36 protein-coding genes and 1 tRNA gene are annotated in these 26,579 nt (G+C 32.5%); 17 read left to right on the forward strand and 20 right to left on the reverse strand.

Translation table 11 applies throughout. The features are described 5' to 3' along the window. The first annotated feature begins 2 nt into the window (after nucleotides 1-2). On the forward strand, nucleotides 3-1,088 hold the full coding sequence (serC, locus tag J3U57_RS06470) for a 3-phosphoserine/phosphohydroxythreonine transaminase (RefSeq protein ID WP_267344217.1): 1,086 nt from the start codon (nucleotides 3-5) through the stop codon (nucleotides 1,086-1,088). A 54-nt stretch (nucleotides 1,089-1,142) separates the two neighbouring features. Here the strand turns inward: serC and J3U57_RS06475 are convergent, their stop codons facing one another. Next, on the reverse strand, nucleotides 1,143-1,505 hold the full coding sequence (locus J3U57_RS06475; RefSeq protein ID WP_065633640.1) for a DUF4156 domain-containing protein: 363 nt from the start codon (nucleotides 1,503-1,505) through the stop codon (nucleotides 1,143-1,145). Nucleotides 1,506-1,727: 222 nt separating this feature from the next. On the opposite strand from J3U57_RS06475, the gene J3U57_RS06480 reads away from it, so the two are divergent. Both J3U57_RS06480 and J3U57_RS06485 read left to right on the forward strand, forming a co-directional pair. Beyond that, nucleotides 1,728-1,804, forward strand: a tRNA-Ile gene (locus tag J3U57_RS06480). A gap of 370 nt (nucleotides 1,805-2,174) precedes the next feature. Beyond that, nucleotides 2,175-2,996, forward strand: a complete 822-nt coding sequence (locus J3U57_RS06485; RefSeq protein ID WP_267332707.1) for a VirK/YbjX family protein — start codon at nucleotides 2,175-2,177, stop codon at nucleotides 2,994-2,996. A 255-nt stretch (nucleotides 2,997-3,251) separates the two neighbouring features. On the opposite strand, the gene J3U57_RS06490 is transcribed toward J3U57_RS06485, so the two are convergent. The 17 genes from J3U57_RS06490 to J3U57_RS06570 all read right to left on the reverse strand — a co-directional run bounded on the left by J3U57_RS06490 (nucleotide 3,252) and on the right by J3U57_RS06570 (nucleotide 16,456). Further along, the gene (locus tag J3U57_RS06490; RefSeq protein ID WP_065633969.1) at nucleotides 3,252-3,470 is read right to left on the reverse strand and encodes an ogr/Delta-like zinc finger family protein; all 219 of its coding nucleotides are present in this window, start codon (nucleotides 3,468-3,470) and stop codon (nucleotides 3,252-3,254) included. An 83-nt stretch (nucleotides 3,471-3,553) separates the two neighbouring features. Continuing rightward, entirely contained in the window at nucleotides 3,554-4,672 is a 1,119-nt protein-coding gene (locus tag J3U57_RS06495) for a contractile injection system protein, VgrG/Pvc8 family (RefSeq protein WP_267344216.1), read from the reverse strand. Between the two features lie 7 nt (nucleotides 4,673-4,679). Beyond that, complete coding sequence (locus J3U57_RS06500) at nucleotides 4,680-5,108, reverse strand: phage tail protein (RefSeq protein WP_267344215.1); 429 nt, start codon at nucleotides 5,106-5,108, stop codon at nucleotides 4,680-4,682. Between the two features lies 1 nt (nucleotide 5,109). Then, complete coding sequence (locus J3U57_RS06505) at nucleotides 5,110-6,969, reverse strand: hypothetical protein (RefSeq protein WP_267344214.1); 1,860 nt, start codon at nucleotides 6,967-6,969, stop codon at nucleotides 5,110-5,112. Further along, nucleotides 6,962-7,081: a GpE family phage tail protein gene (locus J3U57_RS06510; RefSeq protein ID WP_065634419.1), complete on the reverse strand. Its 120-nt coding sequence runs from the start codon at nucleotides 7,079-7,081 to the stop codon at nucleotides 6,962-6,964. The genes J3U57_RS06505 and J3U57_RS06510 overlap by 8 nt, the downstream gene beginning before the upstream one ends. A gap of 8 nt (nucleotides 7,082-7,089) precedes the next feature. Next, complete coding sequence (locus J3U57_RS06515; protein WP_267344213.1) at nucleotides 7,090-7,389, reverse strand: phage tail assembly protein; 300 nt, start codon at nucleotides 7,387-7,389, stop codon at nucleotides 7,090-7,092. A gap of 58 nt (nucleotides 7,390-7,447) precedes the next feature. Continuing rightward, nucleotides 7,448-7,960 carry a phage major tail tube protein gene (locus tag J3U57_RS06520; protein ID WP_267344212.1) on the reverse strand — a complete coding sequence of 171 codons (513 nt, stop codon included), beginning with the start codon at nucleotides 7,958-7,960 and terminating at the stop codon, nucleotides 7,448-7,450. A 13-nt stretch (nucleotides 7,961-7,973) separates the two neighbouring features. Then, on the reverse strand, nucleotides 7,974-9,149 hold the full coding sequence (locus J3U57_RS06525) for a phage tail sheath protein (RefSeq protein WP_267344211.1): 1,176 nt from the start codon (nucleotides 9,147-9,149) through the stop codon (nucleotides 7,974-7,976). Between the two features lie 782 nt (nucleotides 9,150-9,931). Continuing rightward, nucleotides 9,932-10,327 carry a tail fiber assembly protein gene (locus J3U57_RS06530; RefSeq protein WP_267344210.1) on the reverse strand — a complete coding sequence of 132 codons (396 nt, stop codon included), beginning with the start codon at nucleotides 10,325-10,327 and terminating at the stop codon, nucleotides 9,932-9,934. A gap of 21 nt (nucleotides 10,328-10,348) precedes the next feature. Next, nucleotides 10,349-11,500 (reverse strand): phage tail protein, encoded by a 1,152-nt coding sequence (locus tag J3U57_RS06535; protein WP_267344209.1) that lies wholly within the window; start codon nucleotides 11,498-11,500, stop codon nucleotides 10,349-10,351. Then, nucleotides 11,497-12,102, reverse strand: a complete 606-nt coding sequence (locus J3U57_RS06540) for a phage tail protein I (protein WP_267344208.1) — start codon at nucleotides 12,100-12,102, stop codon at nucleotides 11,497-11,499. Before J3U57_RS06540 ends, J3U57_RS06535 begins: the two co-directional genes overlap by 4 nt. After that, on the reverse strand, nucleotides 12,092-13,003 hold the full coding sequence (locus tag J3U57_RS06545; RefSeq protein ID WP_267344207.1) for a baseplate J/gp47 family protein: 912 nt from the start codon (nucleotides 13,001-13,003) through the stop codon (nucleotides 12,092-12,094). The genes J3U57_RS06540 and J3U57_RS06545 overlap by 11 nt, the downstream gene beginning before the upstream one ends. After that, nucleotides 12,991-13,344 carry a GPW/gp25 family protein gene (locus tag J3U57_RS06550; protein ID WP_267344206.1) on the reverse strand — a complete coding sequence of 118 codons (354 nt, stop codon included), beginning with the start codon at nucleotides 13,342-13,344 and terminating at the stop codon, nucleotides 12,991-12,993. Before J3U57_RS06550 ends, J3U57_RS06545 begins: the two co-directional genes overlap by 13 nt. Next, nucleotides 13,341-13,979 (reverse strand): phage baseplate assembly protein V, encoded by a 639-nt coding sequence (locus tag J3U57_RS06555; protein ID WP_267344205.1) that lies wholly within the window; start codon nucleotides 13,977-13,979, stop codon nucleotides 13,341-13,343. The genes J3U57_RS06550 and J3U57_RS06555 overlap by 4 nt, the downstream gene beginning before the upstream one ends. An 886-nt stretch (nucleotides 13,980-14,865) precedes the next feature. Beyond that, complete coding sequence (locus J3U57_RS06560) at nucleotides 14,866-15,321, reverse strand: phage tail protein (protein WP_323849455.1); 456 nt, start codon at nucleotides 15,319-15,321, stop codon at nucleotides 14,866-14,868. 269 nt (nucleotides 15,322-15,590) lie between these two features. Further along, nucleotides 15,591-15,794, reverse strand: a complete 204-nt coding sequence (locus tag J3U57_RS06565) for a tail protein X (RefSeq protein ID WP_267344204.1) — start codon at nucleotides 15,792-15,794, stop codon at nucleotides 15,591-15,593. Nucleotides 15,795-16,204: 410 nt separating this feature from the next. Next, nucleotides 16,205-16,456, reverse strand: a complete 252-nt coding sequence (locus tag J3U57_RS06570; RefSeq protein WP_267344203.1) for a hypothetical protein — start codon at nucleotides 16,454-16,456, stop codon at nucleotides 16,205-16,207. A 274-nt stretch (nucleotides 16,457-16,730) separates the two neighbouring features. Here J3U57_RS06570 and J3U57_RS06575 point away from each other — a divergent pair, with 274 nt between their 5' ends. The 3 genes from J3U57_RS06575 to J3U57_RS06585 all read left to right on the forward strand — a co-directional run bounded on the left by J3U57_RS06575 (nucleotide 16,731) and on the right by J3U57_RS06585 (nucleotide 19,169). Next, nucleotides 16,731-17,213, forward strand: coding sequence for an SMI1/KNR4 family protein (locus J3U57_RS06575; RefSeq protein ID WP_267344202.1), 483 nt, complete (start codon nucleotides 16,731-16,733; stop codon nucleotides 17,211-17,213). Between the two features lie 765 nt (nucleotides 17,214-17,978). Beyond that, nucleotides 17,979-18,392 carry a hypothetical protein gene (locus tag J3U57_RS06580; RefSeq protein WP_267332723.1) on the forward strand — a complete coding sequence of 138 codons (414 nt, stop codon included), beginning with the start codon at nucleotides 17,979-17,981 and terminating at the stop codon, nucleotides 18,390-18,392. Nucleotides 18,393-18,725: 333 nt separating this feature from the next. Next, on the forward strand, nucleotides 18,726-19,169 hold the full coding sequence (locus J3U57_RS06585; RefSeq protein ID WP_267344201.1) for a hypothetical protein: 444 nt from the start codon (nucleotides 18,726-18,728) through the stop codon (nucleotides 19,167-19,169). A 317-nt stretch (nucleotides 19,170-19,486) separates the two neighbouring features. Here J3U57_RS06585 and J3U57_RS06590 read toward each other — a convergent pair whose 3' ends face one another. Further along, entirely contained in the window at nucleotides 19,487-19,711 is a 225-nt protein-coding gene (locus J3U57_RS06590; RefSeq protein ID WP_267344200.1) for a hypothetical protein, read from the reverse strand. A 113-nt stretch (nucleotides 19,712-19,824) separates the two neighbouring features. Here J3U57_RS06590 and J3U57_RS06595 point away from each other — a divergent pair, with 113 nt between their 5' ends. The 8 genes from J3U57_RS06595 to J3U57_RS06625 all read left to right on the forward strand — a co-directional run bounded on the left by J3U57_RS06595 (nucleotide 19,825) and on the right by J3U57_RS06625 (nucleotide 23,373). Beyond that, nucleotides 19,825-20,103, forward strand: coding sequence for a hypothetical protein (locus J3U57_RS06595; protein ID WP_267332726.1), 279 nt, complete (start codon nucleotides 19,825-19,827; stop codon nucleotides 20,101-20,103). 391 nt (nucleotides 20,104-20,494) lie between these two features. Further along, on the forward strand, nucleotides 20,495-20,689 hold the full coding sequence (locus tag J3U57_RS06600; RefSeq protein WP_267344199.1) for an RHS domain-containing protein: 195 nt from the start codon (nucleotides 20,495-20,497) through the stop codon (nucleotides 20,687-20,689). Between the two features lie 42 nt (nucleotides 20,690-20,731). Beyond that, complete coding sequence (locus J3U57_RS12795; protein WP_416379660.1) at nucleotides 20,732-20,902, forward strand: RHS repeat-associated core domain-containing protein; 171 nt, start codon at nucleotides 20,732-20,734, stop codon at nucleotides 20,900-20,902. A 135-nt stretch (nucleotides 20,903-21,037) separates the two neighbouring features. Beyond that, complete coding sequence (locus J3U57_RS06605) at nucleotides 21,038-21,247, forward strand: hypothetical protein (RefSeq protein WP_267344198.1); 210 nt, start codon at nucleotides 21,038-21,040, stop codon at nucleotides 21,245-21,247. 27 nt (nucleotides 21,248-21,274) lie between these two features. Further along, entirely contained in the window at nucleotides 21,275-21,598 is a 324-nt protein-coding gene (locus J3U57_RS06610) for a DUF7716 domain-containing protein (RefSeq protein WP_267344197.1), read from the forward strand. 397 nt (nucleotides 21,599-21,995) lie between these two features. Beyond that, nucleotides 21,996-22,238, forward strand: a complete 243-nt coding sequence (locus J3U57_RS06615) for a hypothetical protein (protein WP_267344196.1) — start codon at nucleotides 21,996-21,998, stop codon at nucleotides 22,236-22,238. 42 nt (nucleotides 22,239-22,280) lie between these two features. Beyond that, nucleotides 22,281-22,541 carry a hypothetical protein gene (locus tag J3U57_RS06620; protein ID WP_267358443.1) on the forward strand — a complete coding sequence of 87 codons (261 nt, stop codon included), beginning with the start codon at nucleotides 22,281-22,283 and terminating at the stop codon, nucleotides 22,539-22,541. 463 nt (nucleotides 22,542-23,004) lie between these two features. Then, nucleotides 23,005-23,373, forward strand: a complete 369-nt coding sequence (locus tag J3U57_RS06625; protein WP_267332732.1) for a hypothetical protein — start codon at nucleotides 23,005-23,007, stop codon at nucleotides 23,371-23,373. A 138-nt stretch (nucleotides 23,374-23,511) separates the two neighbouring features. Here J3U57_RS06625 and J3U57_RS12800 read toward each other — a convergent pair whose 3' ends face one another. Then, entirely contained in the window at nucleotides 23,512-23,622 is a 111-nt protein-coding gene (locus J3U57_RS12800) for a SymE family type I addiction module toxin (RefSeq protein ID WP_416379661.1), read from the reverse strand. Between the two features lie 795 nt (nucleotides 23,623-24,417). On the opposite strand from J3U57_RS12800, the gene J3U57_RS06630 reads away from it, so the two are divergent. The 3 genes from J3U57_RS06630 to J3U57_RS06640 all read left to right on the forward strand — a co-directional run bounded on the left by J3U57_RS06630 (nucleotide 24,418) and on the right by J3U57_RS06640 (nucleotide 26,471). Then, nucleotides 24,418-25,014, forward strand: a complete 597-nt coding sequence (locus J3U57_RS06630; protein ID WP_267344195.1) for a hypothetical protein — start codon at nucleotides 24,418-24,420, stop codon at nucleotides 25,012-25,014. A gap of 114 nt (nucleotides 25,015-25,128) precedes the next feature. After that, nucleotides 25,129-25,572 (forward strand): hypothetical protein, encoded by a 444-nt coding sequence (locus tag J3U57_RS06635; protein ID WP_267344194.1) that lies wholly within the window; start codon nucleotides 25,129-25,131, stop codon nucleotides 25,570-25,572. Between the two features lie 233 nt (nucleotides 25,573-25,805). Then, nucleotides 25,806-26,471 (forward strand): SMI1/KNR4 family protein, encoded by a 666-nt coding sequence (locus tag J3U57_RS06640; RefSeq protein WP_267332737.1) that lies wholly within the window; start codon nucleotides 25,806-25,808, stop codon nucleotides 26,469-26,471. The last annotated feature ends 108 nt before the right edge of the window (nucleotides 26,472-26,579 follow it).

Below are 26,579 nucleotides of genomic sequence, written 5' to 3' on the forward strand. Positions count from 1 at the left end.
CAATGAGTAAAAGTTATAACTTTAGTGCAGGTCCTGCAAAACTACCTGCTGATGTCTTAAAACAAGTTCAAACTGAATTATTAGATTGGCATAATACAGGTGCTTCTGTCATGGAGTTAAGTCATCGAGGTAAGGATTTTGATGCTTGTGCAATTGAAGCAACCAACGATCTTCGTGATATTCTAAACGTACCTAATAATTATAAAATTCTCTTTAGCCAAGGTGGAGCAAGAGCGCAATTTGCTGCCGTACCTTTGAATATTCTTGGTAATAAAACAAGTGCTGATTATGTAAACAGTGGTTATTGGAGCCAGTGTGCCGCCAAAGAGGCAACAAAATACTGTAATGTGATTGAACAAAATGTGGTGATTAAAAACCAAGGCATGACCTCAATCAAACCCATGTCCGAATGGCAATTGAGTGATGATAGCGCGTATATTCATTATTGCCCTAATGAAACCATTGACGGAGTGGAAATATTCGAACAACCTAATTTTGGCGATAAAACAGTCGTTGCTGATTTATCATCTTGTATTTTATCTCAACCGATTGATTTAAGTCGCTATGGCATTATATACGCGGGGGCACAGAAAAATATTGGCCCTTCAGGAATCACGATTGTCATCGTTCGGGAAGATCTAATTGGTCATGCTCAAAAAGTATTACCTTCCGTTTTAGACTATAAAATCTTAATGGATCATGACTCAATGTTTAATACGCCACCTACATTCGCTTGGTACATGTCTGGGTTAGTATTCAAATGGATTAAAAATTTAGGTGGATTAAAAGCGATTGAGCAACGTAATCAAGCTAAGGCACAATTGTTATATCAATTTATTGATCAATCTGATTTTTATCGTAATACCGTGGCTATCTCTAATCGATCTATCATGAATGTAACCTTCTTGTCACCCAATGACGATCTTGATAAAAAGTTTGTTAGCGAAGCAACACAAGCAAATATTATCGGAATTAAAGGTCATAGAATTGCTGGTGGGATGAGGGCTTCAATCTATAATGCAATGGATCTTGAAGGCGTTAACTATTTAATCGATTTTATGAAGCACTTTGAAAAACAGTACGGATAATTATTTAGAGCTTTATCAAAAAAGGGAGCCATTAAGCTCCCTTTTTTATTTTGCTTAATTGTTGCAGCGGAAAACTTCACCAACCATGACAGCATCTGTTGGAGCGACTTCTGATATATAATTCAATGATGCATCTTGGGCATTATAAATCACATTTCCACCCATAGCGGCAGCTTTATTCATTAAATCTGAAGCGGCATCTCGAATAAGCTCACTGTGTGTTTTTAAGCCAGAAAATAGTGAGCTACGACGACCTTCTGCTTTACCAACAAATTGACAACTAGCGGCAGGTTTTGTGTCAATAAATTGAACTTGTCTACCCGCAGAGGTGAGTTGATAGTTAGAGTTACTACAAGCATTTAAAAGTAATGCAGTTGAAATAGCTGCACTAATAAGTAAACATTTTTTGAAAGACATAATATTTCCTCAACCAATAAAACAACGAATAATTATTTATAAAGTTATTGTATCAGGTTAATCGATTAAAAAATATCTGTAATTATTAATCAATATAGATATGGCTACGAGTTAAAGATTAATAATTAAGCAACCCAACCTATTTTAATAATTAATTGTAGCAAATTAAAAATAACTCTATTATAATCGCAACCCTACTAATTAAGTAGCACTTCTCAATATGGCCCCTTAGCTCAGTTGGTCAGAGCAGTCGACTCATAATCGATTGGTCACTGGTTCAAGTCCAGTAGGGGCCACCATATCTACATTGACTATTTTCTTTTAAATTGAGTTTTTACGTTAATATAAATTAGAATTGATTCAGTTTTTTTTGAAAATTAAACAATAAATAACTTCTTAGTAACAACTTTTTTTTGACAAACGCGAACGCGCGATTTTGTAATGTAAAAAATGTGTTCTATCAATTATTATGTAAGATTATCGATTGGTGAGTAAGTTATTTTATATATTAAGTGTAAAGCCATAAATTAAAAAAACTGTTATATTATTGGCTTTACTTATTATCACAAGATGAAATAATACATTATTATTTTTTATCATTTAAACATTTATAACAATGACTTAAAAATCCCCATTTTTTGTTTGTTATCTCATTAAGGAATTCTAGGAATGAAGTCGCGATTAACTTTATTTTATATTAAAGCTACATTAAATAGATCTAACTATTCAGACTTTAAAAAAAAATGTACCTCAAGTGTTTATCCATTAGCTTACCAGAAATGGGAAAATCCTTATCCATTTAGTGAAAAAATATTCCATAAATATCTTAGTGAAAAAATTTCGTATAATAAAAAGCTCGCTATTTTAAATTCTCATATTGATTTTATTGATCAAAAAATCAATCCACGTGTAATAGATAAACTTTATTCTAAAAAGCTTGATGGTATTATGTTGGCTCAAGTTGAGGGTAAGAATGATGCAAAAATTTCGTTCCATCTTACTGCGCCTTTGTATCCAAGAGAAGGAGATTTAAGGATTATTATGCGTTTTGGTGAACAGTTGGTTTTTTCAATTCATTTTACCATAACGTTATTGAATGAAATTTATATCGCGGGCGTACAAGGTCATACAAGCAATGAGATATTAAAGCAACTAACAAAAGACTTTTTTGGTTTTAGGCCTAAGAATTTAATAATGGTTTTTATGATGGAAATTGCTAAATTTTTTAAAATCGAAAATATATACGCTGTCAAAAGTAAAGGGCATGTGAAGTTTGGTAAATTTGATTTCGATTATGATAAATTTTGGCAAGAATTAAATGGTGTCTCATATAATAAAGCTTGGTTTAAATTGCCGTGTAATCAGCCTCAAAAATCGATTGAAGATGTTAAAAGTAATAAGCGAAGTGAATTCAAAAAAAGAGAATTAATTCGCGAAAGTATTAGTGAACAATGTCAAAAAAATCTTTTAGCAATTGTTAACCCTCAATAATACCAAAGTTTTATTGGTATTTGTGTGAAAGGACTATCTGTTAGCAAAATGATAGAATGAATTGTTGATATATAGACAATTCATTCTATCAATAAGTTATTTAGTTATATTAAAATTATTCGATCTATTTTTTATTTTAATTTAGCTTAACATTTATTATATCTAACACTTTTATTTGTAATTTTATAAACGATAATAAGTCGATAGAGCCTTTTAAGTAATCGGGTTAGTTTAATCCTCTAACCCGATCTTTATTTATGCATGTTTAGCATAACGACTATAAGGTGATATAGGAATATTTACAGTTGGATCGGGAATAGCGCTAGGTACGATAGTTTCTGATACAGACTGTATTGCAGTAAAAGTGTGACCACAATATAGATTGGAGCATTGATAATATTGTTTTCGAGTTAAATTACTAATTTCTTCACTTGAACGGATAAAAGTTTTACTACGGCAGTGTGGACATTTCATATTTTGATACCTTTTATAATTAAGTTAAGCTTAATTTTATATTAAACTTAAATTAAGTCTAGCGTTTTTTTACTATTTAGGCTTTAATTTTTATTATAATAAATTTCGTCTTTAAGTTTGATTTCTAAATGTACCGTTGTTTTGAATCCAGCACTTCTATTTAAAGTGTGAACGCATTGTATGATAGTCCAGTTGGTCGAGTCTATTTCTGTTTTGAATCCTTCAACGATAACCGGCATTTCGGTAAAAAGATCCGGCCTACCTTTAGCTAACTCGATGGTAAATTGAGCTGTACCTTGTTTTATTTTGTTTAATTCGCTTTCTGCTGCTTTTTCAGCACTTTGTTTATTGGCATAGACATATCGAATTATTTTGATTTTTTCGTTTTTACCATTTAATACAATTTGGCTTTTATCTATCTGACTTTTATAAATGATTTTATGTGGATTTTTAGTTGGGTTGGCATAATCATACCAATAGGTCTGAACACCTGTATAACCTGTTCGCTCAGAGGTAAAAAATCGATGTTTATCTCCCGACTCTCGCTTGATAATTGCTGGAGGTATGATTTTACCACCAACGGTAAGACCCTTTCCTTTTTTAAACACGAGCATTATATCGTTTTTTACGGTCACAACGCCACCGGCTTCATCTACCATTCGCGTAAGAAAAGAGATATCAGACTCTTGAGTTTGATCCATATGAAAGATTTGCGAGGCCCCAATATCTTTATCAAAACGATAAGCTAAATTGTTTCGTTTAGCTATGATAGCAATTAAATCGCCCAGCGTAATATTTTCATAACTTTGTTCTTTTTTTTCTTCTAACTCCTCGGTATTTTGTGCGCTTCGACCACGAATAGTCATTAGGTCAGGAGTACCACTGTGCTCAACTTCATCTATCAAAAAAACGTTTTTGATGTTAGGCCCGATGATATTGTCATCTGAATCCTTATCAGTTGCTTGAATTTGACTCCATCCTAAAGTAACAGCGAGTTTGGCTTTTCGCTTTGGTAATTTGAGTTTACCATCGGCATCATTGAGTTGCATTTCAATTGTATCTGATTCAAAACCTCGATTATCTGTAATTATCATCGATATAAGTCTTGCATCAAATAATGAAGTTAAATCTTCGCGTTGATCTGAATTACTTTGTTGATTATTATCTGGTAATAATTCAATTTTGAATTTAGGGGTTGCCATTTTATACCTATATGATTATATCTATTATGTCGCTGATTTTACTATCATCAAAAAAGTCAGAAATATCGACTTTTTTTAATACCATAGTAAAGTCAATTTTCAGAGGTGAGCCATTACGATTTAGCTCACTATGGGTGCGTTCTACACTGACGAGCACAAAAAAGCCTAGCGGTACACCAGTACCTTCAATCAACGGCAATGGCGTTTTTAGATAAGCCATTCTTTCCAATAATTCAAGGCTTGGTCTACCATTGGTAATTTCAGTATAGATTGATCCCGATAAAGTAACTGTATCATTATTTGGACCAGTATATTGAAGAGCAGGGCGTCTGTTCACTCTTTCATTAGCTACGTAACTCCAACTTTTATTTATTTTCATAGTCTGATAGGGTAAATTTTTTAGGCTAAAAACAAAAAAGCCATAACACATCATCATATTAATCGATATCCTTTAAGCTACTGCGAAATTGAAATAATTTTTGTTGTTCTCGTCGATCAAGTTCTTCAGTGATTTTATCTGCAAGTTCTTGTTCATTCATGCCAGGGGCGGCATTGACAGTGATATAATACTGTGAAGCGCTTCCTTGAATTAACTTGTTAGTCAAATTTGTAACTAGCGTTGAATGACTATTTACTAGATAATTTTCAATGTTGGTTTGCGTTAGATTAATTTTGTTAGCAAAATTACACATGGAATAAAGTATTTCATCATTACCATGAACAATGGCTTGGAAATTATTTTTAATCGTTTTAAGGTTAACGTCGTAGAAAACCTTAATGAAGTTATGATCAATCAATGTATCTTCAAATAAACTCAAGATTATTTTTTTACTCTCCAATACCTTATTTTTAAAACGATGGGTGAAATCCTTAACTATTCTTATAAAAAGCATTTGTAAATGGGGATTATCGGTTGATTCTAAATACAGTTTTTTTAGCGCATTGAAACTTTTTTGAGAAAAGATTTTGTAGGGAGTAAAACTTTTTTCAATAAGTTTAAATGTTAGATTAGGTAAATAAAAACCATCAATACATGATTTTGAGGTCTTGTTGATGAATGAACTGTTAGTTGAAATTAGATAATGTTGATTAGCGCTAGCTATTTGTTTGAGCGTTTCTAAACTATTATTTAACCTCTTGTCTGTACTGGTTTGTTTAGTTGTGGTGAGCTTAGCAAACAAATTATTATAAGTATGATTAAATATTTTACTCGAAAAATCATCATGACGAATTAATTTTGGATCGAACCTTTCACTTTTTTTGTTGTTAGATGATATTAAGTTTCTCATTAGGCTAATAGCTGATTTAGTATATAAGATAGGATTTATCTTAAATAGCTCAGATGTTGCTTTTAAAGTTGGATGTTTATCTATCCAAAAACTATGTTTAGTTGTTTGAGGTAAGTAATTAAAAAAACATTCTTTTACGCGCTGTGAAATCGTTTTGGTTGTATTAATGTTATTAACCAATACATCTATTGCAAGAATAGTGGTAACAAATTCCAAATTTTGTATGTTAAGCCTAAATGGTTTAGATTGATTAAATACATAGGCAAAGCTATCTATAAATTTCAGATTAACTGAAATTTTGGGATAGCTTATATTCCGATTCAAATAGTCGTTATTTACGTTTATATTTTTTTTAAAATTGATCTGAGCAGCCGCATGATTTGGCGTAATTGAGCTATTAATATGCGCTTTTATAATATCTCTATTTTTACTGTATGGGCTTTTGATTTTATGTGTTGAATAGTGAATATCACCATTAAAAAAATTAATTAATTTTACTCGTTGCTCATTGAGTTTGTTATTGGCGTTAATTTTTGCGATAGCCAGTTTATGGACAGTTTTAATTAAATGGTTATGACAGTTTTTAAATTTTAAATTATCAGTTTTTTGTTTTTGGTAGTTTATATTGGCGTGGCTTTTGTGTAACAAATCGCTCCTAGGATTATCATTTTTTGATAATGGGAATTTACGTTTAAAAATAATATTTGGCTTGATCAAACAAGTTAAGTCATGATTATTTACAATTTGATTAGCAGCATTATTTGATTTTGTTAACCAATTAATACGATTTTGTCTAATAAGCTTTAACGCGTTATTTTTATCGGTGAGTTTTAATTCACTTGATAACCCGTTATTAAGTTTTAATTGTAACTTGCGGTAACTATTATATTGATTTGATATGATTTTAGTCTGTTTTTTTAAATCACCAACAGCCACAAAAATGGCGCGAAACGGTAGCGCCATTTTTGTATCATGTTGTTGGACTGTGATATTTTCTCTATTATCCATTTTGGGTACCGTTTCTTTGGCAAGCTTGTTCTTGCCATTCCATTAGTTCAGTTAACGTAAATTTGTACATTTCGGAAGGTTGCCAATGAAATATCAAGGCAATATCTGCCATTGCATCTTCTACTCGGTTAGGGATTCTTGGCTCGCATCGTTCAAGTTCGGGGACAAAAAACTGATAACAACTTTTGTGATTTCAGATAAGTCAATTAAATCTAAACCAAAAACTTCATGTTCAGCAATTGAAGGCATAGTAATTCTTGGTAATACTTTTGCTAATGCATCGATATCTAAATCAATAAAATCAATTAATTTAACACCACGTAAATCACCAGTTAATGGTTTACGAATGGTAAATTCAGTAATCATTTTTTTACCTGATAAAATCCCAGTTTTTAGTTTTACTTTATTTGTGTTTGTCATTGATCAATCTCTCAATTAGCCCTTTCGGGCTGAGTTATAGTAATTTTTATGTGTTAATTTATAAACCAATTGCATTACGTGCAGAGGATAAACGATCTACACCATTAACTTTGTCAATCATGTTAATAAAATCAATTTCGGTTATTTCTTCGTTATCAATAATTTCTTTATAATAGGTACACTGTGTTGTTATTTTGGTTGCGTTACTTTCACCTTGTTTAAGTTCTCCACGATCTTGTTCTTTATGTCGACCATTGACGATGATTTCGACTTTTATAAAATCTTCACTGTCATCTTTTTGGTAAGCACCGGCAAAGCGTAAAGTTACGCCATTGAGCAATCCGCCATGTTGTTTTAGAACTTCATGTGCTAAGCCGCCTATAGTCCATTCCACAGTGAGTGCGTTATCATCGTAGCCTAAGTCAATTGGAACACTACCAGGCATGCCTGCACCACGATAGTTTTCAAACTTACGGGTTAGTTTTGGTGGTGTGAAAGATTCCACTTCACCGACAAACGATGTACCATTCACATAGACATTGAAATATTTGAGTTTTTTAGGTAGAGCCATTTAGTTGTTCTCCTTAGTTTGTAGCAACTGAGTCAGCCAATTCGATTAGATACTTATCGGTAATACGTTGGCGTAACATAAGATTTTCAAGTGGGGGCACTGGGGTATAATCGTAATCGATATAAAGTTTGCCAGCTTTTAATATATCGGCAGTATTTGATTCTGGATCAAACCAGGCTTTACCATCAACGATGTAACCATTAGATTTCAATTCACGGAATTTATTATTAATCGACTCGACTAAATCTTTAATTAAAGAAGCATGCATAGGCGCATCGACTAATTGAAATTGTGCTTCGGCAATCGTATCAGCTAATACTTGTGCTGTCCGTGTATAGTTTTCAAAAGCAAATAAGGTATCTGCAGAGCAGGTACGTGAGCCCCAAAAACGGTAACCTTGATTGCAAATCAATGTTGTTACTTCATTTTCGTTAAGGTAGTTTGAGTCTGAACTTTCTTCTTGCAAATCCCAAAACACGTCATGTGATATACCGGTGACACCATTAACTGGTACATTAGATAAGGTTTTATGCCAACCTACCTTTTGGTCAATTTGTGCACGTAAACCTAATGCTCGTGCAGTTGCAGACAATGTAACGTTTGATTTTTTGGTGGTATCAAACCCGACAAAATCTGGCCAAATGATCATAGCTTCGCGAGCACCTAATTTATCGCGATAGAGCACCGCTTGTTCTTTTGTTTTTGCGCCAAACGCTGAAACATAGCAAAATGCACGTAATTTTTGCGCTAATGACACTAATGCTGTTGCAACAGGTAACGAGTCATAACCCGGTACCCCCAAAATGCGTGGTTTGACCTTTAACTGTGTTTGTGCTGAAAGAAGGGCCTTCATACCGGTATATTTGCCATTCTCGGTTGTAGTACCAATAATGTTTGCTTCTGTCTCTGCATCAGATGCGCCTTTTTCAACACGTACAGCTACAATTACTGGCGTACATTGATCAGCAATTGCTTCTAATGTTGGTTTTAAAGTACCTTGAGAACCTGCTTTACCAATTGCTGTATTGATATTAGTAATTAAAATAGGGGTGTTAAGTGGAAAATAAGTTGCATCGGCATCCTCTCCAGTACAGACCACCCCAATAACAGCTGTTGAAACTGTTCGGATAGTACGTGTTCCTTCATTGATTTCGATGACTCGGACGCCATGATGATAATCGTTAGCCATAAGATCTCCGTTGTGATTAATATATGGTAAGGTTAATGTGCGAGCTTATAGTCACATATTTAAGAAAAGAGTGTTAGCTGTTGAATTTGTAAGTATTATTGTTACAACTAAATAAGAGAATTTATCGATGATTAGCGTTAATTGAATTTGATAATCTAAGAGGAATAGTCAAAAGTATCTAAAATATAATTAATACTAATTGTAGTGAAGATGTTAAAAATACTAATACAAATTAGGCCTTTAAATAAATAATGAGATATTTTACTAAAATTCGGAAAGGAATTTTTTAATTGAGTTATCAAAAATAGGACGCTATAAGGTTTTATGAAATAGTCTAAACGTAATTATTTTAACTAGTCAAAATCGTAATAATTTATTGATAAAAGAAGAATAATTATTGTATAGAGTAAAAAATAGAGTAGGTCACCTTAATTATTTTCAGATATATTGTTAACGTTGAAAAAATTTGTTTATTTAATAATTTTGAGCTGATTTATTACAATGATTATTTAGTGTCTTGAAAAAAATAAATAATCTAGCAGAATTGTGTATTAGTGAGGATGCTACTATTTATTCAATATTATTTTGCGATTACAGACGATGATGTTGACAGAGAATACAGTTAGAACATTTACAAAATGTAATAATTTTATAAATAAATATATGATTTAAAATAAATTTATTTGGTTGTCGTAATAAGTGAATTTTAATTCAAATAAAAACAGCAATTAATTAAAAGTCATACTTTACATTAATGCTGTTTTCCCGTAGAGTCTAAATATCTATTCTGGCTGTTCAGGCCATTTGACATCTAATTGATTAGTATCAATCCTAGTTAATAGAATTCGATACTGTTTCCATTTTTTTAGCATATCTTCTTCGTTACTTTCTTGCATATTTAAATCAATAATATCTTGAAGTAATGCAATTTTTTGTATCGCTTCATTAATTAACTGTTGTTTTTTTGATTCGTTTCTATATATTCGCTCTTCGTCACTTAAAACGCGCTCAAGCGCAACAGGATAGCCGTTTTTATCAGGTTGTATCTCAAGCCCAAGTGTTTGTTTTTGCAATAGCTTATTATGATATTCATAAGTAATTTCTACAGAATTTTCTGGAATTGTATTAATTTCTGAATCATAAAAACCGAGTGTGTTTTTATCGTAATATATTGACATAAGACCTCTTTTTTTTGTAAATTAACAACCTATAGCAAGCAATGAGAACCGTCCTGATTGACCGCGTAGATAGCCACCTTGGACCGCGCATCGCGAATGAACACGAATCGTTGATTGCGTAGAGTATTGAGACGAATAACCGTAAGAGTAAGAACTCTCGTATGTCCACTCATGTGCACTTGCTTCCGTGATAAATACTGATAGCAATCGATTTGGAAAAGATATTGGGAGTCGCGCGTCAAGATATCCGTTAGTGTCCGTCACAGCAGTAAGCCATTGAAGAATAATGCCGCTCGGCAGCTTGATAAATCCGTTTTCGTCATGCTTTTGTTGTGTCAAAACTTGACTAACGTCTATAAAACCTTTATGCAACCTATCACCAGAAAATGACCACAAAAAATCTCTTTCTCTAGACGAATACAAACCCACGAGATCATCATCACGAACAACGAAATGATTAATTTGATTTCGCGAGTGAACTTCAGCTTGATGATGCTCATCAGAATACGAAAAACATTGCTTTAAATCATCAATTTTATCATTTGCACTTGTTGCCAAATCGTAAGTATTTTTTACTGCTAAAGGCGTTGCGGCTTGGTTTTCAGCTGTACTATTGGTTGCTGAGCTTAATTGTACAAATCCCTTTGATTTAGTTGTAGCAGTAGGATGGTTGGTTGATTTTTCATGTGCTTCCATTTTCGTTGCAATTAAGTTATCAACATATTCACGAGTTGCAAGTACCACAGAAGGATCGATTTTTAGTTCAACTGAGTTGACGTTATCAACTATAATTACCATTCTTATGACTTGGGTTCGACCACTACCTTCAACTAATTTAGGTTTATAAGTTGCAGGGCAGTTACCGACTGCAATTAAATTACCTTCATCATCATATAAACCGATCTCATGAATAAACCAACCACCTTCATTTTCAGGAATGACTTGTTCGGCGATGATTTGGTTAGAATTTTGTTTATCAATAAATAACGTATTAATAGCAGCTCGTCTGACCTCATGAACCAGTTTTGTTTGAGTAGCGAGTGGTTTAGGGATTGATCCATTGCCATCACCAACACCCATTTGCGTTAATTTTAATGGCACCCCTAAAGCTGTTGCATTAGCAAGCAATGCAGCGCCTTGTTTAGTTAATATTGTATAGTAAGTTTGACTCATGGTTTTATGCTCATTGTATCGATTAAGTGAATAATTGCGCCTACTTGGCGTTCGGAGGTTGTAGTTATTGTTTCAGTCACATAAGGGTAAATATAAAGAATATTCCCGTCGTAACAGCTAGCACCAACAGTGATTTCACCTTTGGATACTAATTGAATTGAGAGTGAAGACAATTGACGTGAAACGGGTTTTACATCGTCAATAATTCGATTTAATTCTTTGTAAGAGTCGGCAGTAATTCCCTTATCTAAAACACCTATTTGTAATGAAAAAGTGCCAGGTTTTTGGTTGTTTTGCCACCATTCGGTAATACTAATTAAATAACCAAATGGTTCGACTGCGCGACGAATTGCTTCTTTAGTACCTTTCAATTTATGAATTTCAAAAGCTTCAGCAATTACCTTTCTTTTCGTTTGTTCTGGCCAAGTTTCATCCCAGCGATCAACACTATATTGCCAAGCTAAGTATGGCAAAAGTTTGAAAGGGCAAGTCATTGGATCCCAAAGTGAACGTAAAGGAATGGGTGGATCGCATAACATAGCCTGTGAAAGATTTTTCTCAAATCTTGTAGCAGTCGGCGGAAGTAAAGTTTTATTCGCCATAACTCACTACCCCAATTTGATAATCAGAACAAAAACTGGCTTGTTCGCGATTAACTAATATATCTTGCACAGGTTCATGTAATTCTACTCGTTCAACGCCAACAACATGTAAAGCAGAGATGATTGCACTGCGACTAATGCGTCTACCAATTCGGTGTTTTTCGGTAATATAATTTTGCAAATTGTTGATTGCTGTCTTTTTTATCGGTTCAGATTCAGGTCCTGGGTATAGATAAAGTGAAGCTTTAATATTATAGTGAATCAAATCGACTGATTTGACTGTGACACGATCGGCGATTGGACGACGATTTTCTTCATTTACGGCTTGGTTGACAATTGCTATTAATTCATCCGATGCTTTGCCATTATTTTCTCGCGACAAAATTGCAAGAGTTACACAAGCAGGTGAAGGACTTTCAGCAGCTGCATCCAATACTCGTCCATCAGCACTTCGTGCAAAAAATTCATAGGCAGCTCGAGGACCAGCAACGGATAAACCTTCAAATGCATTCTGAATACGCAGTCTAAAATCGCTGTCCGATTCTTTAATTTGTTTAATTGCCGGAACAACACTATTATCTTCAGGTTGAATTACTAAGCGTTGTACATTAAAATTTGCGCCTAAGTTATCAAGATCACGACCTTTAGCATGTGCAATCATCAAGGCTTGTGATGCTTCATTAATTCGTTGACGTAAAATTAATTCGTAATAGGCACTTTCTTGCAGTAATTTAACAATTGGTTCACTTTCAAATTGTAATGTTTTGGCGACTTCTTGCTGTTGTTCATCACTATAAAGTGCTATAAATTTATCTTTACGTTGTTGAAAGATCTTTTCAAAATCTAACGATTCAATGATGTCAGGTGGGGGTAATAATGAAAGATCTGTTAATGTTGCCATGTTGCTACCTCAATCTCACTGCTGAATGATTCATTTGGTTTATCTGTTCGTGAACCAACGATGTGTACTGTTAATTTTTCTTTGTCATTGAAAATATCAACTGCATCAATTTTTATACGTGGTTCCCATTGGCTTAATGCCATTACTGTTGCAGAAATCACTTTTAATCTTGTTGCTTCGGTATTGGGATGATCCAATAATAAAAAAAGTAATGAGCCATAATTACGACGTTCAATTCGAGAACCGACAGGGGTTGTCAAAATATCTTTAATAGATTGGTTGATATGATCCATATCAGTAATCGTGCGCCCACTTTTACAATTCATGCCAATATAACTCATTTGGGTTTTCCTGTTGTTTCACCACCAGCTCTAACACCTGTATGGATATGTGAATCTAAAACAATACCATTGGACGATAATTGGCCTTGCTGATGAATCACATTGCCAGTTAAATATCCGGTATTGCCACTTTGTCCACCACCTGTTGCATTGAAAGATTTAAATGTGACATGGTCACTACATTCGACAAGTGGTGTGTCAAGGTGAATTTTAGTACCAGCTTTAGCGGTAATTTGTTCGCTAGCTTCAATGACTGCTGTTTTTATTCCCTTTATTGTTAAGCAGCTAGTTTTAGGTTCGTATTCGAATGAAGCGCCATCGGGAAAAGTCACACAATAACCATCCTCAGAATTTGAAGGTGCTGGATTATCATTGCAATAAAGGCTTGGTAATACGCACCCTAGCTCCAAATTACCATTGGGACTTAAGATGAACACCTGCTCTCCAACAGATGGGCGCCACCATGAACGGCTTTTCCCTGCTCGATGAGTAAACCAGGGCAACCAAGCTGTAATAAGATTGCCTGAACGGACTCTAACCCTGTCACCTTTTGTTTCACAAACTACACCGGGACGGATCAGATTTTCTATTTTTCGTAATATGTCGACTAAGTCGGCTGGATGATATGTTTTCATGGCGCTATAATCGTCAATTATGCTTTAAAAATAAAGCGACCTTATTTGTAGAATATTTAGTTACAACATCCATGAACAGCTAATAATTATTAGCGTGATTAAAACAATAGGCTAGGTTGGTTATAAATGTATTTACAACTTATATGGATGTCAGCTTTCATTGAATAAAATGTGTTTTGAAAAGCTGCGTAGCACACAATCCTTATGTTGTTAACATCTGCCATTTGTTACGGTTTGTTAAAAAATGACAATAAGAATGATAATTTGTTTTTTTGTGGCTAAAGGGGCGGAAAAGCAACCAATATTGTATTATCAGCGGATTTTAATTCTAAAGATTATAAGGAAGAGTAGGGGAAGTTAGGCGCGTTAACTATAATAAAAGGAGAAATATGCTATTTGCGGTAGGATATATTATTAAATATTACTAACACTCTTAAAATAAACTAATTTAGTGTTTTATTGAATAATAGGAATGATCAATTTATCATCACATTAAAGTCAACCATGCCAGTCCTTTTTATACTCATTCAAATTATAAAAATATTTTACAATACCATGGCTATTTTATTCTTTTCAAATAAAAAATAAGGTAGATACAAGTTCATTGCCCATCACTGTTTTAACAAAATAGATATACTCGCAAAAACTCTGATTATTACTTTATCGTTGCATAAATGCGTTCATTTAACCTAAATAATAAAGTTTTTGGTATTCGTTTAATGCAATTAGTAACTGGATATAACAAATATCGATTTTATTTCTATGTAAATGTGATCACTAAAAGTTATTTATATCAAATTAAAAATAAAATAGAACAAGGTGTTTTTTATTACACCTTATATAGAGTAGGCAGATATTTTAACTTATTTTAAAAAGGAAAATCTCACTAATTTAATAAATCTTCATCAAGAATTTTGTCTTTAATTATTTGAGATTGTAATGCTTCATTTATATTTTGTGTAAGAATGCGTTCTGACAATTTTAGCTTAATATTTATTTTGCAATGACATTCAGTGATGTCTTGAACATCAAATTTAATTGACGTTTTACGTGATTCTGGATTTAGCATACTATCGCTTTGATTGTTTGTCATCCAACTAACTATTGCCTGCATTAGTCCTTCGAATGGAAATTGGTAATTATCAAAAGTTAAATGCAAAGTATAATGATAAAAAAGTACTAAATTACTCGTAGTAATCGCTTCGATATGGCCGTTTGTTACTGCCATTTGTAATTGTGAAACGGCATTGTTAATTAGTTTTTTTTCAAAAAGAAATTGTTTCAGGTTATCAATTTTTTCATAGTAATCTCTTTGATTATGTTGAGTTATTACTACTCGTATGTACCCATACCAAACATATAATAAAAATTATTCTAAATTAACGTAGCATTTTGTTATTTTAAATCATGTTTGAATGGTTATTATTCGAGTTTAGTTTTAGTATGATTCGATCTTTACACTTAGTTCAAGACGTTTATTATTATTTAATAAATATGGTTTTGTTGTCCTACTTGAATTTATTATTGAGACGATTAAGTCATCGATGTGGATTAAAAGAATCGGGCCTGTTTTTAGCTGTAAAGTAAACAAAAACTATGGTTTTGAATTAATTAATCCCATAAATTAATCTGATTTTTTTTGGGTTCAGATACAAACTCAGGAACATTGACAGCAGTGCCGATTGGTAACATGGCAGGGAGTTCACAAAGATTAGGGTTATTTTGATAAATAGTTTCTACAATACCAGCCGTGCTACCAAAAACGCGATATGCTAATGCGTCAACTGTTTCATTTTGCATTGAATAAACAAGCATGATTAGATACTCCATTAATTATTAAAAAGTTTAGACTTTTTTAGTTACGAAATATAATTTATTTTATTTACTAAAATTGACCTTTAAAGTATATAAAAAAGCTAATATTTAAACTGTTACACCAAAATAGGGTGATTTTAGTGAAATAGGTTTGCTCTGTATGATCGCTATTTAACGGTTTTTGAACAACCGTTTAAAAATGTATTTTTGTAAGTTACAAATCAATAAATGGGCTAATTGGTTGGTTAAGTCGAAACTTGCTCTTTTGTTGTTAACAACTTACGACTTGGGTTTTTTTTATCAAGTTTCGCTTAATATTTGAATAATCGCTATTCTAAGCTTGGTAAAAAAATGTTGCACTATATAAGCTATCGGTAAACATAGACTACCCAGAATAGCGTTCAATGTGATTAATTATTGTCTATTAGCCAAGCATGTTTATATGTTTTACCGTTAATCGTTATGGTGAAAGGGATTTGCTGGCCTAAATTAACCGATCTATCAGAGCAGACTTCGTCCCAATCTACATGTAATAGCGCATTTTGCGTCTGTGTTATTTGCCATCCTTCATGGAGTATCTCTAATTCAGTTGGAATTGATTTCACCTTTACAAAACTAGGGCAGGTTATCTCATAAATGGCATTAGCTAAGTTAGACGTCAAAAGACTAACTAAAATTTTAATCGTGGTTTTACAATATTACCTTTCATCTAGAGCTAGATAATTGAATTTTCTAAAAAATTAATAATACCATGATTAAATTAATTATTTTAAAAATAACATACGATTATTAGTAACATATACTTTTCAATAAACGTATATTTTGGCTAATCGAACTTTAGTAGATCGTTATATAACAAAAATTTATTTTCAAATAAATAAAATAAGATCAATAATGAATAGGTAGGAAGACAAAGCAATAAAGTAAGGACATAAAATGATTGATATGAATAATTTTTATCAAAGTGAAAAGCAACTCACTGAAAAAGATTTACAAACATGCGAGCAAACTTTGGGCATTACTTTACCTGACTCATTAAAGGCATTATATTTACGTTGTAATGGTGGTTTGGTATATAAAGATTGTTTTACTTTGCCCAATTTAGTAGATAAGTTAAAAATTGCTCTTTTTATGCCTATTAAATATAACCTAGCCTCTGATCATGATCCTGATTTTTTAATAGAAGGAACTGTGCAACAACTTTGGCAACAGCATAAATTAGAGAAAACATTATTACCATTTGCATTAGATTATAGCGATAGTTTTATCTGTATTAATCTTAATAATGGTGCTATTTATCGATATTGTTTATGGGATTGGGATGATAGTTTAACTCATGAACAAAACTTTACGGAAAATAGCGATTATTTATCAGCATCATTGGATGATTTTTTAAATGCATTAACTGAAGATAAATAGTTAACAAAGTCAAAAATGTTAGTGAGTAATGAAAGCTGTTGATATTTGAACTAAACATCAATATTAAATTTTATATTCAGTAATATACTGTTAGTGAAGTCGCTGTTAGGTTATGCATGACAACTTATACATAAACCTGAAGCGTTGTTGTAGATTTTATTATCAATACTATTGCAAAGTGAATTTATTTATTGAATTATTAAAAATAAGATGTAGTATTTGTTATCATCTTGCTTTCACTGATAAAAGTTGTAACCAACTAAGTTAGTTAAGTTTTATTTTTTTAAAATGAGATTAATTTATTAGGTAGTATTTAATAAAAGCTTAAATTTTTATATTTAGCTGCTCATATTCAATTATAACTGTTATAAAAATAGAACTATAGTTCCATCTATCCCACAAGAGTAGGATATTGTAAACATAGTAAAATATTTAATTAAATTGTACTTAAAAATTTTATTAAAAAACACATATTATTATTCTACATTATCTAAATATTATCACCGAAAATTGCAGTCATAATTATGCATTAGAATGATTGAAAAGATTTATAATGTTAAAAGTTGTATTTACATTTAACTTATTGAATTAGTGTTATAAATTTAGTTCTAGCCGTAAATATTATTTACCATAATAAAACAAAAATTAATCACATTGAAGATAAATCTATCTGCTATTAGTTTGGCTTGAAAAGATAATTTCAAGCAATAAGGCAACTAATTAGCAAAATATAAGATATGTTGATTATTCATAAGGGGATCGTAAATGCTTGTTGATACACTCGAAAGATTTGAATCCTTATATAAAAAATTGTGGATTGAACTAACGGATAAATATGGAAAAAATAATTTTATCGATGAGGTAGAAGTCTCAAAAGCAACGTTTTTGTTAGAAAATCTAATAAAATGTCGTATCTTTCAATTACCAGCATTTGAGTTGTTGTTAAGAATTAACCCCGATCGTGCTTTAGCTTTGCTTGAAGATCGTTATCTATCAATGGATTTATCTGATCATATTAATGATCAAGTTTCAGATCTAGAAATTATGTTAACAAATATCAAAAGGATATTAGGAAAAGAACAATTGATTAACATTCTAAATAGTGATGCATTTTTAGCTAAAAATAAGAAAAATAGAAGAGTAAAAGAAGCTATTCGCTTTGCTAAAGAGGATGATTAACAGTATAGTTTTTAACAAAACCCTAACCGAATTTCACTTAGTCAAAAAACAGGCTAACTGTTAGCCATATTTTTACACGATTAAGACCCATACTTTAATTCAAAAATCTCATGTTGTTAATTAATTATTTAAATGAATGTGACATTGTAACTTTAACTTAAGTGTCATATAACAAAATGATTATTAAAGGGATTAAATTGCTGAGTAGATTGGTAAAAAAAACATTATATTATTGTTATACTAAAAATGATAAAAAAATATATAAATAAAGGATTTTATCTTGCCGAAACCTATGATGTAGATGAAGAGTTATAAATCGAAAGGACGATGTAAATGAAAATTGATTTTTTACAATTATATGCTGAAGTAGAAGTTAACTATGATATTACTAATACGGTTTTAAAGCCATTGAGAATAAATCTCAATAAATTAAACAAAACGCTTCCACATTATGATAAACTATTTAAAACAACAGATTACGAATTAGTTTTTACCATATCTGCTACACAAGAAAACAAAAATTTAGTCTACGGCCCTACAACATCGTCAAAAAACAAAGTGGTTTATTTCACAATTTTTATACCTTATAAAACGTTTAGTTGCTATACGCAACAAATATATTACATTCTTGATACCATAGCAGAAGGAATTATTTTTGTATTCAATAAATATAAAACTGATCCTTCAGGGGTAAAAGAAGTGTTTGAAACATTAAAAACATTGATTGCAAAAGATCCAGAAAGATATGAAAAATGGCTAAAAGATCTCGAGGACTGATAATTTTAAAAATTTATAACGTTTAAGGCGCGATTGCCTTTGTTTGAATAGATATATAGCTATCAGCTGTGGGGCAGACCGATAGAGGAAATCGAACACAGCCAGATACAACAGAATCTAAGGTTCAGGCACAGTATTTAGAAAGAGAAATCGACTTACATTATAATACTTTTAGGTAGTATGCCCCTGAAATATGTAGATTCACACAATCGGATGAGATAAGGCTAATGAATGAGTATATTTGTATCAGTATGCCCAAATGGATTGACTTGGATCGATCCCGATCCATAGGGGGAGTTCAGAACTGCCAAATGAAGCTATTGTTTACCGAGTAAATACATGCCTTGCAGATATGCTAAAAATGGGAGCGATGTTTTAATCGATGATAATGACAAATTAACTGGAGTTTCGATAAATAGCTCAAAGAATAAGTCATTAACACAATTAACAGAAGGAATTTCACATAATAAAGTCGGTGTTGCAACAGTTGGATCTAACTGAACGGTGAGTGCTGATGTTATTGCATCGTCAACTAAAAACAATCCTAATCATGCAACTTCATCAGGGATATCGGTAGAGCAAGCAGAAGTTTTGATGACACCTACTCAAAAAAAACATCAGCTAAATAAATACTCAAATCTAAAGGAAATTGTTAATGCACAAAAAAACTGAAATATCAGATTATGAATTGAATCAAATAAAACAACGTTGTGATAAAGCAACAAGTGGACCTTGGGTATCATATATTGAAGGTAGGGATCACACTAGTGGTTCAAATTTTATTATGACAGGGGATGAAAATAACCGTGGAAAAGATATTGAAATTATTGGTGGAACAATATATGACCAGGACTTTATTGCGCATGCTCGACAAGATATTCCTAACTTAATCAATGAAATCAAAAGATTGAAAAAATCAATTAAAAATGAATAAGTGTAATTTAATTTATTTTGTAATATGATGAAATAATTGATATATATTAATATATTTTCTAGTTTAAAGTTGAATGAAATATCTTTTCCGACGATTTTTTCAGAAACTAAAGAAAAAATAATGTAATTTATTTCAAATAATAAATTTTCTCTTGAGTGATTAGCACGAATTTTGACATTGTTGCAACACCACGGATAAATTTGTTAGCGGTACCCAGTGTTACCACTACGATGCCTAACACCGTCTAATTGAAGTTCGTATCGAAAAATTAAACCGTACTGAACGTTACGGCTATGTTTATGATGCCTTAGGCCGACGTATCGAAAAACATCAGATAGACCGAGCGGGCAAAGCCTGCAACCGTACCCACTTCCTGTGGGACGGACTAAGAATGATTCAGGAAACTCGTACCGACAGAAGCAAAAGCGTCTATATCTACACTGATGAAAGCAGCTATGAACCCTTAGCCAGAGTAGAGATCACCACCAGCATACAACAAAAAGTGCTGTACTACCACACCGATGTCAACAGTGCCCCAGAAGAACTTACTGATGAAGACGGTCACATTGTATGGGCATGCAGTTAATAGCTGTAGGGCAGACCGATACAGGAAATCAAACACAGCCAGATACAACAGAATCTAAGGTATCAGCGACAGTATTTAGACAAAGAAACGGGCTTACATTACACTACTTTTAGGTACTATGACCCAGATATAGGCAGATTCACGCAGCCAAACCCGATTGGGCTGTTGGGTGGGTTTAACTTGTATCAGTATGCGCCCAATGGGTTGAACTGAGGGGGCTGGGTTCAAAAAAATCATTGGGTGCAGATGCTTTTGGTAGTCCTTTATTTAGCTCTAAATATAGTGTATGGTATCAAACAGACATACCTATGCATATAGAAATCAGCACAATAGAAAAAGATTTAGTTGATGTTATCTAAAGGTATTGTGGCACCTGTTCAATCAGGTCCTATTGGCGGGGGTAAATCGACAAGCCCACCAAAATATTCATGGCATCATAATGCATATAAACCGACAACGATTGAACGCATACCAAGAGCAGAGCACAAAGCGTATGGGCTTGTACAAAATAGTTTACATCCAAATCAGAAAGGCGGCTTAAAAAAGCTTGGTGGTTAATGTAAATTGTAATTTGAGTGAGACAATATGAAACTAATGACGATTCGAGAAATTCTTTCTAATCCAGATAAAATTCCTCAAACTTGGTTTTATCTTCCCCCAGATAAAACGACTTGGAATCTTGATACACAAGGTATATTTTCTTTGGATAGTGGGGATTTTCCTCTTGATTCAGATGAATATCTTCCCAAACAAGTTGAAAATGACGGCTGGATAGAGACCTTAGACGGATCCAGTATTGAAGATGTAGTTAGTTATGCTCAAGGGCAATCAGACAATGTTACATTAGATGATTTATTCAGATCTTTCATCTTTTATTATGAAAATGATGCATTTCTAGACTTTGATTAAAAATTGGAAACTTTTAATCATACTAAAATTTCATTTCAATAACGTGTAAGTCATCATTCTGATTGTAATTGTGTATTTAATTGAAGATATTAGAAATATATTATATGAATAAAACATAATTTAATTGACTATCGTTCAATAAGACTAGAACGAGCCTAAACAAAAACTGACTTAAGAACGACTAAATAGTGTCATTGCGTTTATTTTACCATTTTACCATTTCACCACTTCACACGCTAAGCCATCGGCTGACGTATCGAAACACCGACAGGGCAAAGCTAGCAACCATCTTTTTATACTGTTCTTGATGCCGCTAGGAAACTGATGCAAAATATGGAACTAATATTGAAAGTGCTGTTAGGGAGAATATAGATAATAATAGATATGAGGAAATTAAATGAAGCGTGAACCACTTTATCACCTGTATTATTCAGGAATAGACACTGCCGATCTCGATCCTGAATGGGAGCATAAAACCAGAGAGCAATTTTGTCATTATTGCCATAGACTCAAATTACCTCACGGTAGTATGGATGTGATTACGAATGGGAAAATCAGGAAAAACCTAGATATGCCAATGGTAGGTCGTCTTCTGATACCTGATATTATGTCGCTGCGCTTATTTAGTTTGCTGGGTTAAGAGGCTGAAAAACATTTAAATATAGGTTCTATTTATAATAAAGTGGAAAGTGAAAAGCATAAACAGCCATTTATAACTTTTATTAGTAAATATGATTACGTTGTACTTAGAGGTGAAAAACCATATCTTTTTGATGCACAACCTATTCCTGAAAATGAGCGTCTTTTTGTCTGCCCTGAATGCCATTTTCACACAAGAGGAGAAAGAGCGCCGTGGTTTTTACTTGAGAGCGAATATCCACCATACCCAATATGCTGTACGGAATTGGGTTACTTTTATATGAAAGTATTTATGAAAGGCTGAAAAATATCAAATTAGTTGGGGTATGTGTAGAGAAAGTTAAAGTTAAATAGCAAAATACTGATTCTATTGAAAACGCTTTCCAATAACAAAACCAGTAGATATACTGAAATTGATGAGCATTATACAAAAACAGGAAAGATTCCAGTTGGCAATCAAAAGAGTTATAAACCGAAAGGACTATCTAAAGAAAGGTTTTTCAATTAGTCAGGACTATATGAATCAGAAGGCATGGCGAAATTAGGATATGACTAATTAACAACGCAATGCTTATGATCAAGTGGCTAAGAGTGGTTGCTCGAATACCTTGGATGAACACACAAAAATAGCTGTAGATGCTCTTAAAGCCGGTGGTACCACCACTAAAGAGGCGAGAGATCTTGTCGCTCAATCTTTATGGAATTTAAGATCACAGGGTGTAACTTCATCATCAAATATACCGTGGAATTAGATAGGAGTAATTAATATGTCAGATAAGAAATTACTTGATTCCTTTGGTCAAGAGTTTATCTCTAGTATCAGAGATCAATCTATTTTTGAGTTTGAAGCCATATTAAATGGTAGAATGAAATCTAAAAGCTCTATTGAGCTGAGTAATGAAATAAAAGCCTTTGATGAAAATCAAATTAATGTTTTGAAAAAAGTGGTTTTTAATTCTATTGACAGTGTTATTTATAATGTTCTTAATATGCTTGAGCAAAATGAAGAAAACATGAAGTTGTTGATATCTCAAGATGGGAATGATGAAAAAAATATTCTTGAGCTCAGTGATGGATTATCTGGTGAACTTTTTACAGAAAATGGCTGGATAGAGAAATTTAGTAAATATGAATAGATGTTATATGTAGGGCCGGGAAAATTTATCTCTCCCAGCTATTTTTTTAAATAATTAAATTCTACCTAACCCAACTGAGCATATTTTTAACCTGTGCCAGTTGCTCCCTCAGTTCCCCTTCCTGCGGACTGTCCGGTATTAAATCAATACAGTCTTCGCAATCTTTACTGTCACGCTGGTGCCGGTATTAAATCCTACCTCTCTCAGCCATTTACCGCTTAACTTAATTAACGGTGTATCGCTGTAAATAACTTACGGTATAGTGCCGTGTGCTGAAGAACTCACCGATGAAGACGGTAACATTATCTAGGAGTGCAGCTATAAGCTGTGAGGTAAACCGATACAAGAAATAAAACATCCCAAATACAATAGAACCTAAGCTCTCAAGGACAATATTTAGACAAATAAATTTGCCTACATTACAATATTTTAAGGTACAGCGACCTGATATAGGTAGATTCACGCAGCCGGACCCGATAGTCAATTGTTAGTGGGGTAAAATAATGAATGAAATTGATTATACTTTACGTAATTTACCAATGTTGCTTACAAGAAATAAAAAAAATGTTGGCAAGATGCTATTATACAAACCAAAACAGCTTTATTTGGTTTTTTAAAAAAACATGAATTATTAATCGGTGTTGAGCCGTTTGATGAAGAGGGTAATTTAAAAACTGATACGGTTCTTATAAAATCTAATCTTATGCCATAAGGTCAGGAATTATACAAAACTGCTGTTCGAGGATGGTATGATTACTTAGATAGAAGCACAAATCCTCATAAATATCAGAATCTTAGTCGGCTAGAAAAAGCTTTAGCTAAAATTCGAGAAAGTAAAAATAATTAAGAAAGATAAACATCTCACAATAGATAATAATTAAAATATGAGGTATTTATGGTTTGGGATTTTATAGCATCAAGTAATGTAGCCAACCATTTGATAAAAGTTCTTATCGAAAAACACAAAACTAATACACTAAATAATACGAATATTGAAGGTGCTATTTTGGAAAATAAAGCAAATAATAGATATAAGGTATATGAATGATGCGTGAACAACTTTATCACCTGTATTATTCAGGAATGGACACTGTCGATATCGTTCCCGAATGGGAGCGTAAAAACAAAGAGCAATTTTGTCATTATTGCCATACACTAAAACTACCTCACGGTGGTATGGATGTGATTACGGATGGGAAAATCAGGAAAAATCTAGATATGCCCATGGTAGGTCGTCTTCTGATACCTAGTATTATGTCGCTGCGCTTATTTAGTTTGCTGGGTGAAGATGCTGAAAAACATTTAAATATAGGTTCTATTTATAATAAAGTGGAAAGTGAAAAGCATAAACAGCCATTTATAACTTTTATTAGTAAATATGATTACGTTGTACTTAGAGGTGAAAAACCATATATTTTTGATGGACAACCTATTCCTGAGAATGAGCATCTTTTTGTCTGCCCTGACTGCCATTTTCACTCAAGAAGAGAAAGAGCGCCGTGGTTTTTACTTGAGCGCGAATATCCACCATACCCAATATGCTGTACGGAATTGGGTTTACTTTTATATGAAAGTATTTATGAAAGGCTGAAAAATATTAAATTAGTTGGGGTATGTGTAGAGAAAGTTAAAGTTAAATAGCAAAATACTGATTCTATTGAAAACGCTTTCCAACAACAAAACCAGTAGAGGCAGTGAAACAGGAAAAATTCCAGTTGGCAATCAAAATAGTTATAAACCGAAAGGACGATATAAATGAAAATTGATTTTTTACAATTATACGCTGAAGTTGGCGTTTGCTATGAAATTACTGATGCAGTTTTAAATCCGTTGATAGAAAATCTTAATGAATTAAACAAAACTCTACCACATTATGATAAATTATTTAAAACAACAGATTACGAATTAGTATTTACCATATCTGCTACACAAGAACACAAAAATTTAGTCTACGGTCCTACAACATCGTCAAAAAACAAAGTGGTTTATTTCACAATTTTTATACCTTATAAAACGTTTAGTTGTTATAAGCAACAAATGTTCTATGTTCTTGATACCCTCGCAGAGGGAATTATTTTTGTATTCAATAAATATAAAACTGATCCTTTAGGGATAAAAGAAGTGTTTGAAACATTAAAAACATTGATTGCAAAGGATCCAGAAAGATATCAAAAATGGCTAAAAGATCTCGAGGACTGAAAATTTTAAAAATTTACAGCGCTTTACTACTTCTCTATATCTTGAGCAGCTTTTGCTATCAATCATCGACATAACCAGTTTAAAATAATAGTTTATCAACTTAAATATTTATTTAAATTAATGAGTTGCATCGTAATGGCGTTTAATAATTAAGTATGATATTTTATCAATACAAAATAAAAAAACTTTTATTATAAAAATAATGCATCAATTTGATTATGTAAGGAATAACCATGTTTAAATCAAAATATCGTATACCCAAAGATATTGATAAACGTATTACAAAGTTAAATTTAAATACAAAAATAAATCATGCCTATATCGAATTTCTAAAACAATATAATGTGATTATTTTAGATGATGAAGCTGAAATAGACTATTGTATTAATTGCGATGGCGAAGCGTTACCCTTAGAGGTTATTTTGGGTTTTTCAAAAGAAGATAGAGAAGATTTACTGGCAATCAATGATAGATATTTAGATCGCATTCCAGAAAATTATTTAGCGATAGCTAGCCTTAATTATGGTGACCTACTTTGTTTAAGCCCGAAGGGTAAAATTTATCACTGGGATCACGAAGTTAATGATCTATATTTTGATATGAAAGGGGGCTATTTAGAACAAAATACAAACTTAAAATTGGTCGCCAACGACATTGATGCCTTATTAGCGATGATAACAAGAACAGAAGTTGAAGATGACTATGATCCAGATGAAGATGATTACAATAACCCTAACATTCCTTTTCCAGATGATAGCTTAGATTCTTTCGTAAAATATCCTAAACGAATTTCAATAATTCCTGAAAACAGGCTGGCTATTTATTTAAAAAAAATGGAACTTTCTGAAAAAGGGCGTGAAGTCCTTGCTAAATTACGTGAACAAGGTTTAATAAACTAAAAGATAAATTAAATCAAACAGAAGTAACTATTATGTCATCTAAAGGTAAAAAAGGAATTATCGAAATTGCTACGCACAGTGGTAAAGGCGTTAGGTTTGGAGGCTATA

Origin of the sequence: Gilliamella sp. B3464 (assembly GCF_026536145.1) — a bacterium.
GTDB lineage: Bacteria > Pseudomonadota > Gammaproteobacteria > Enterobacterales > Orbaceae > Gilliamella.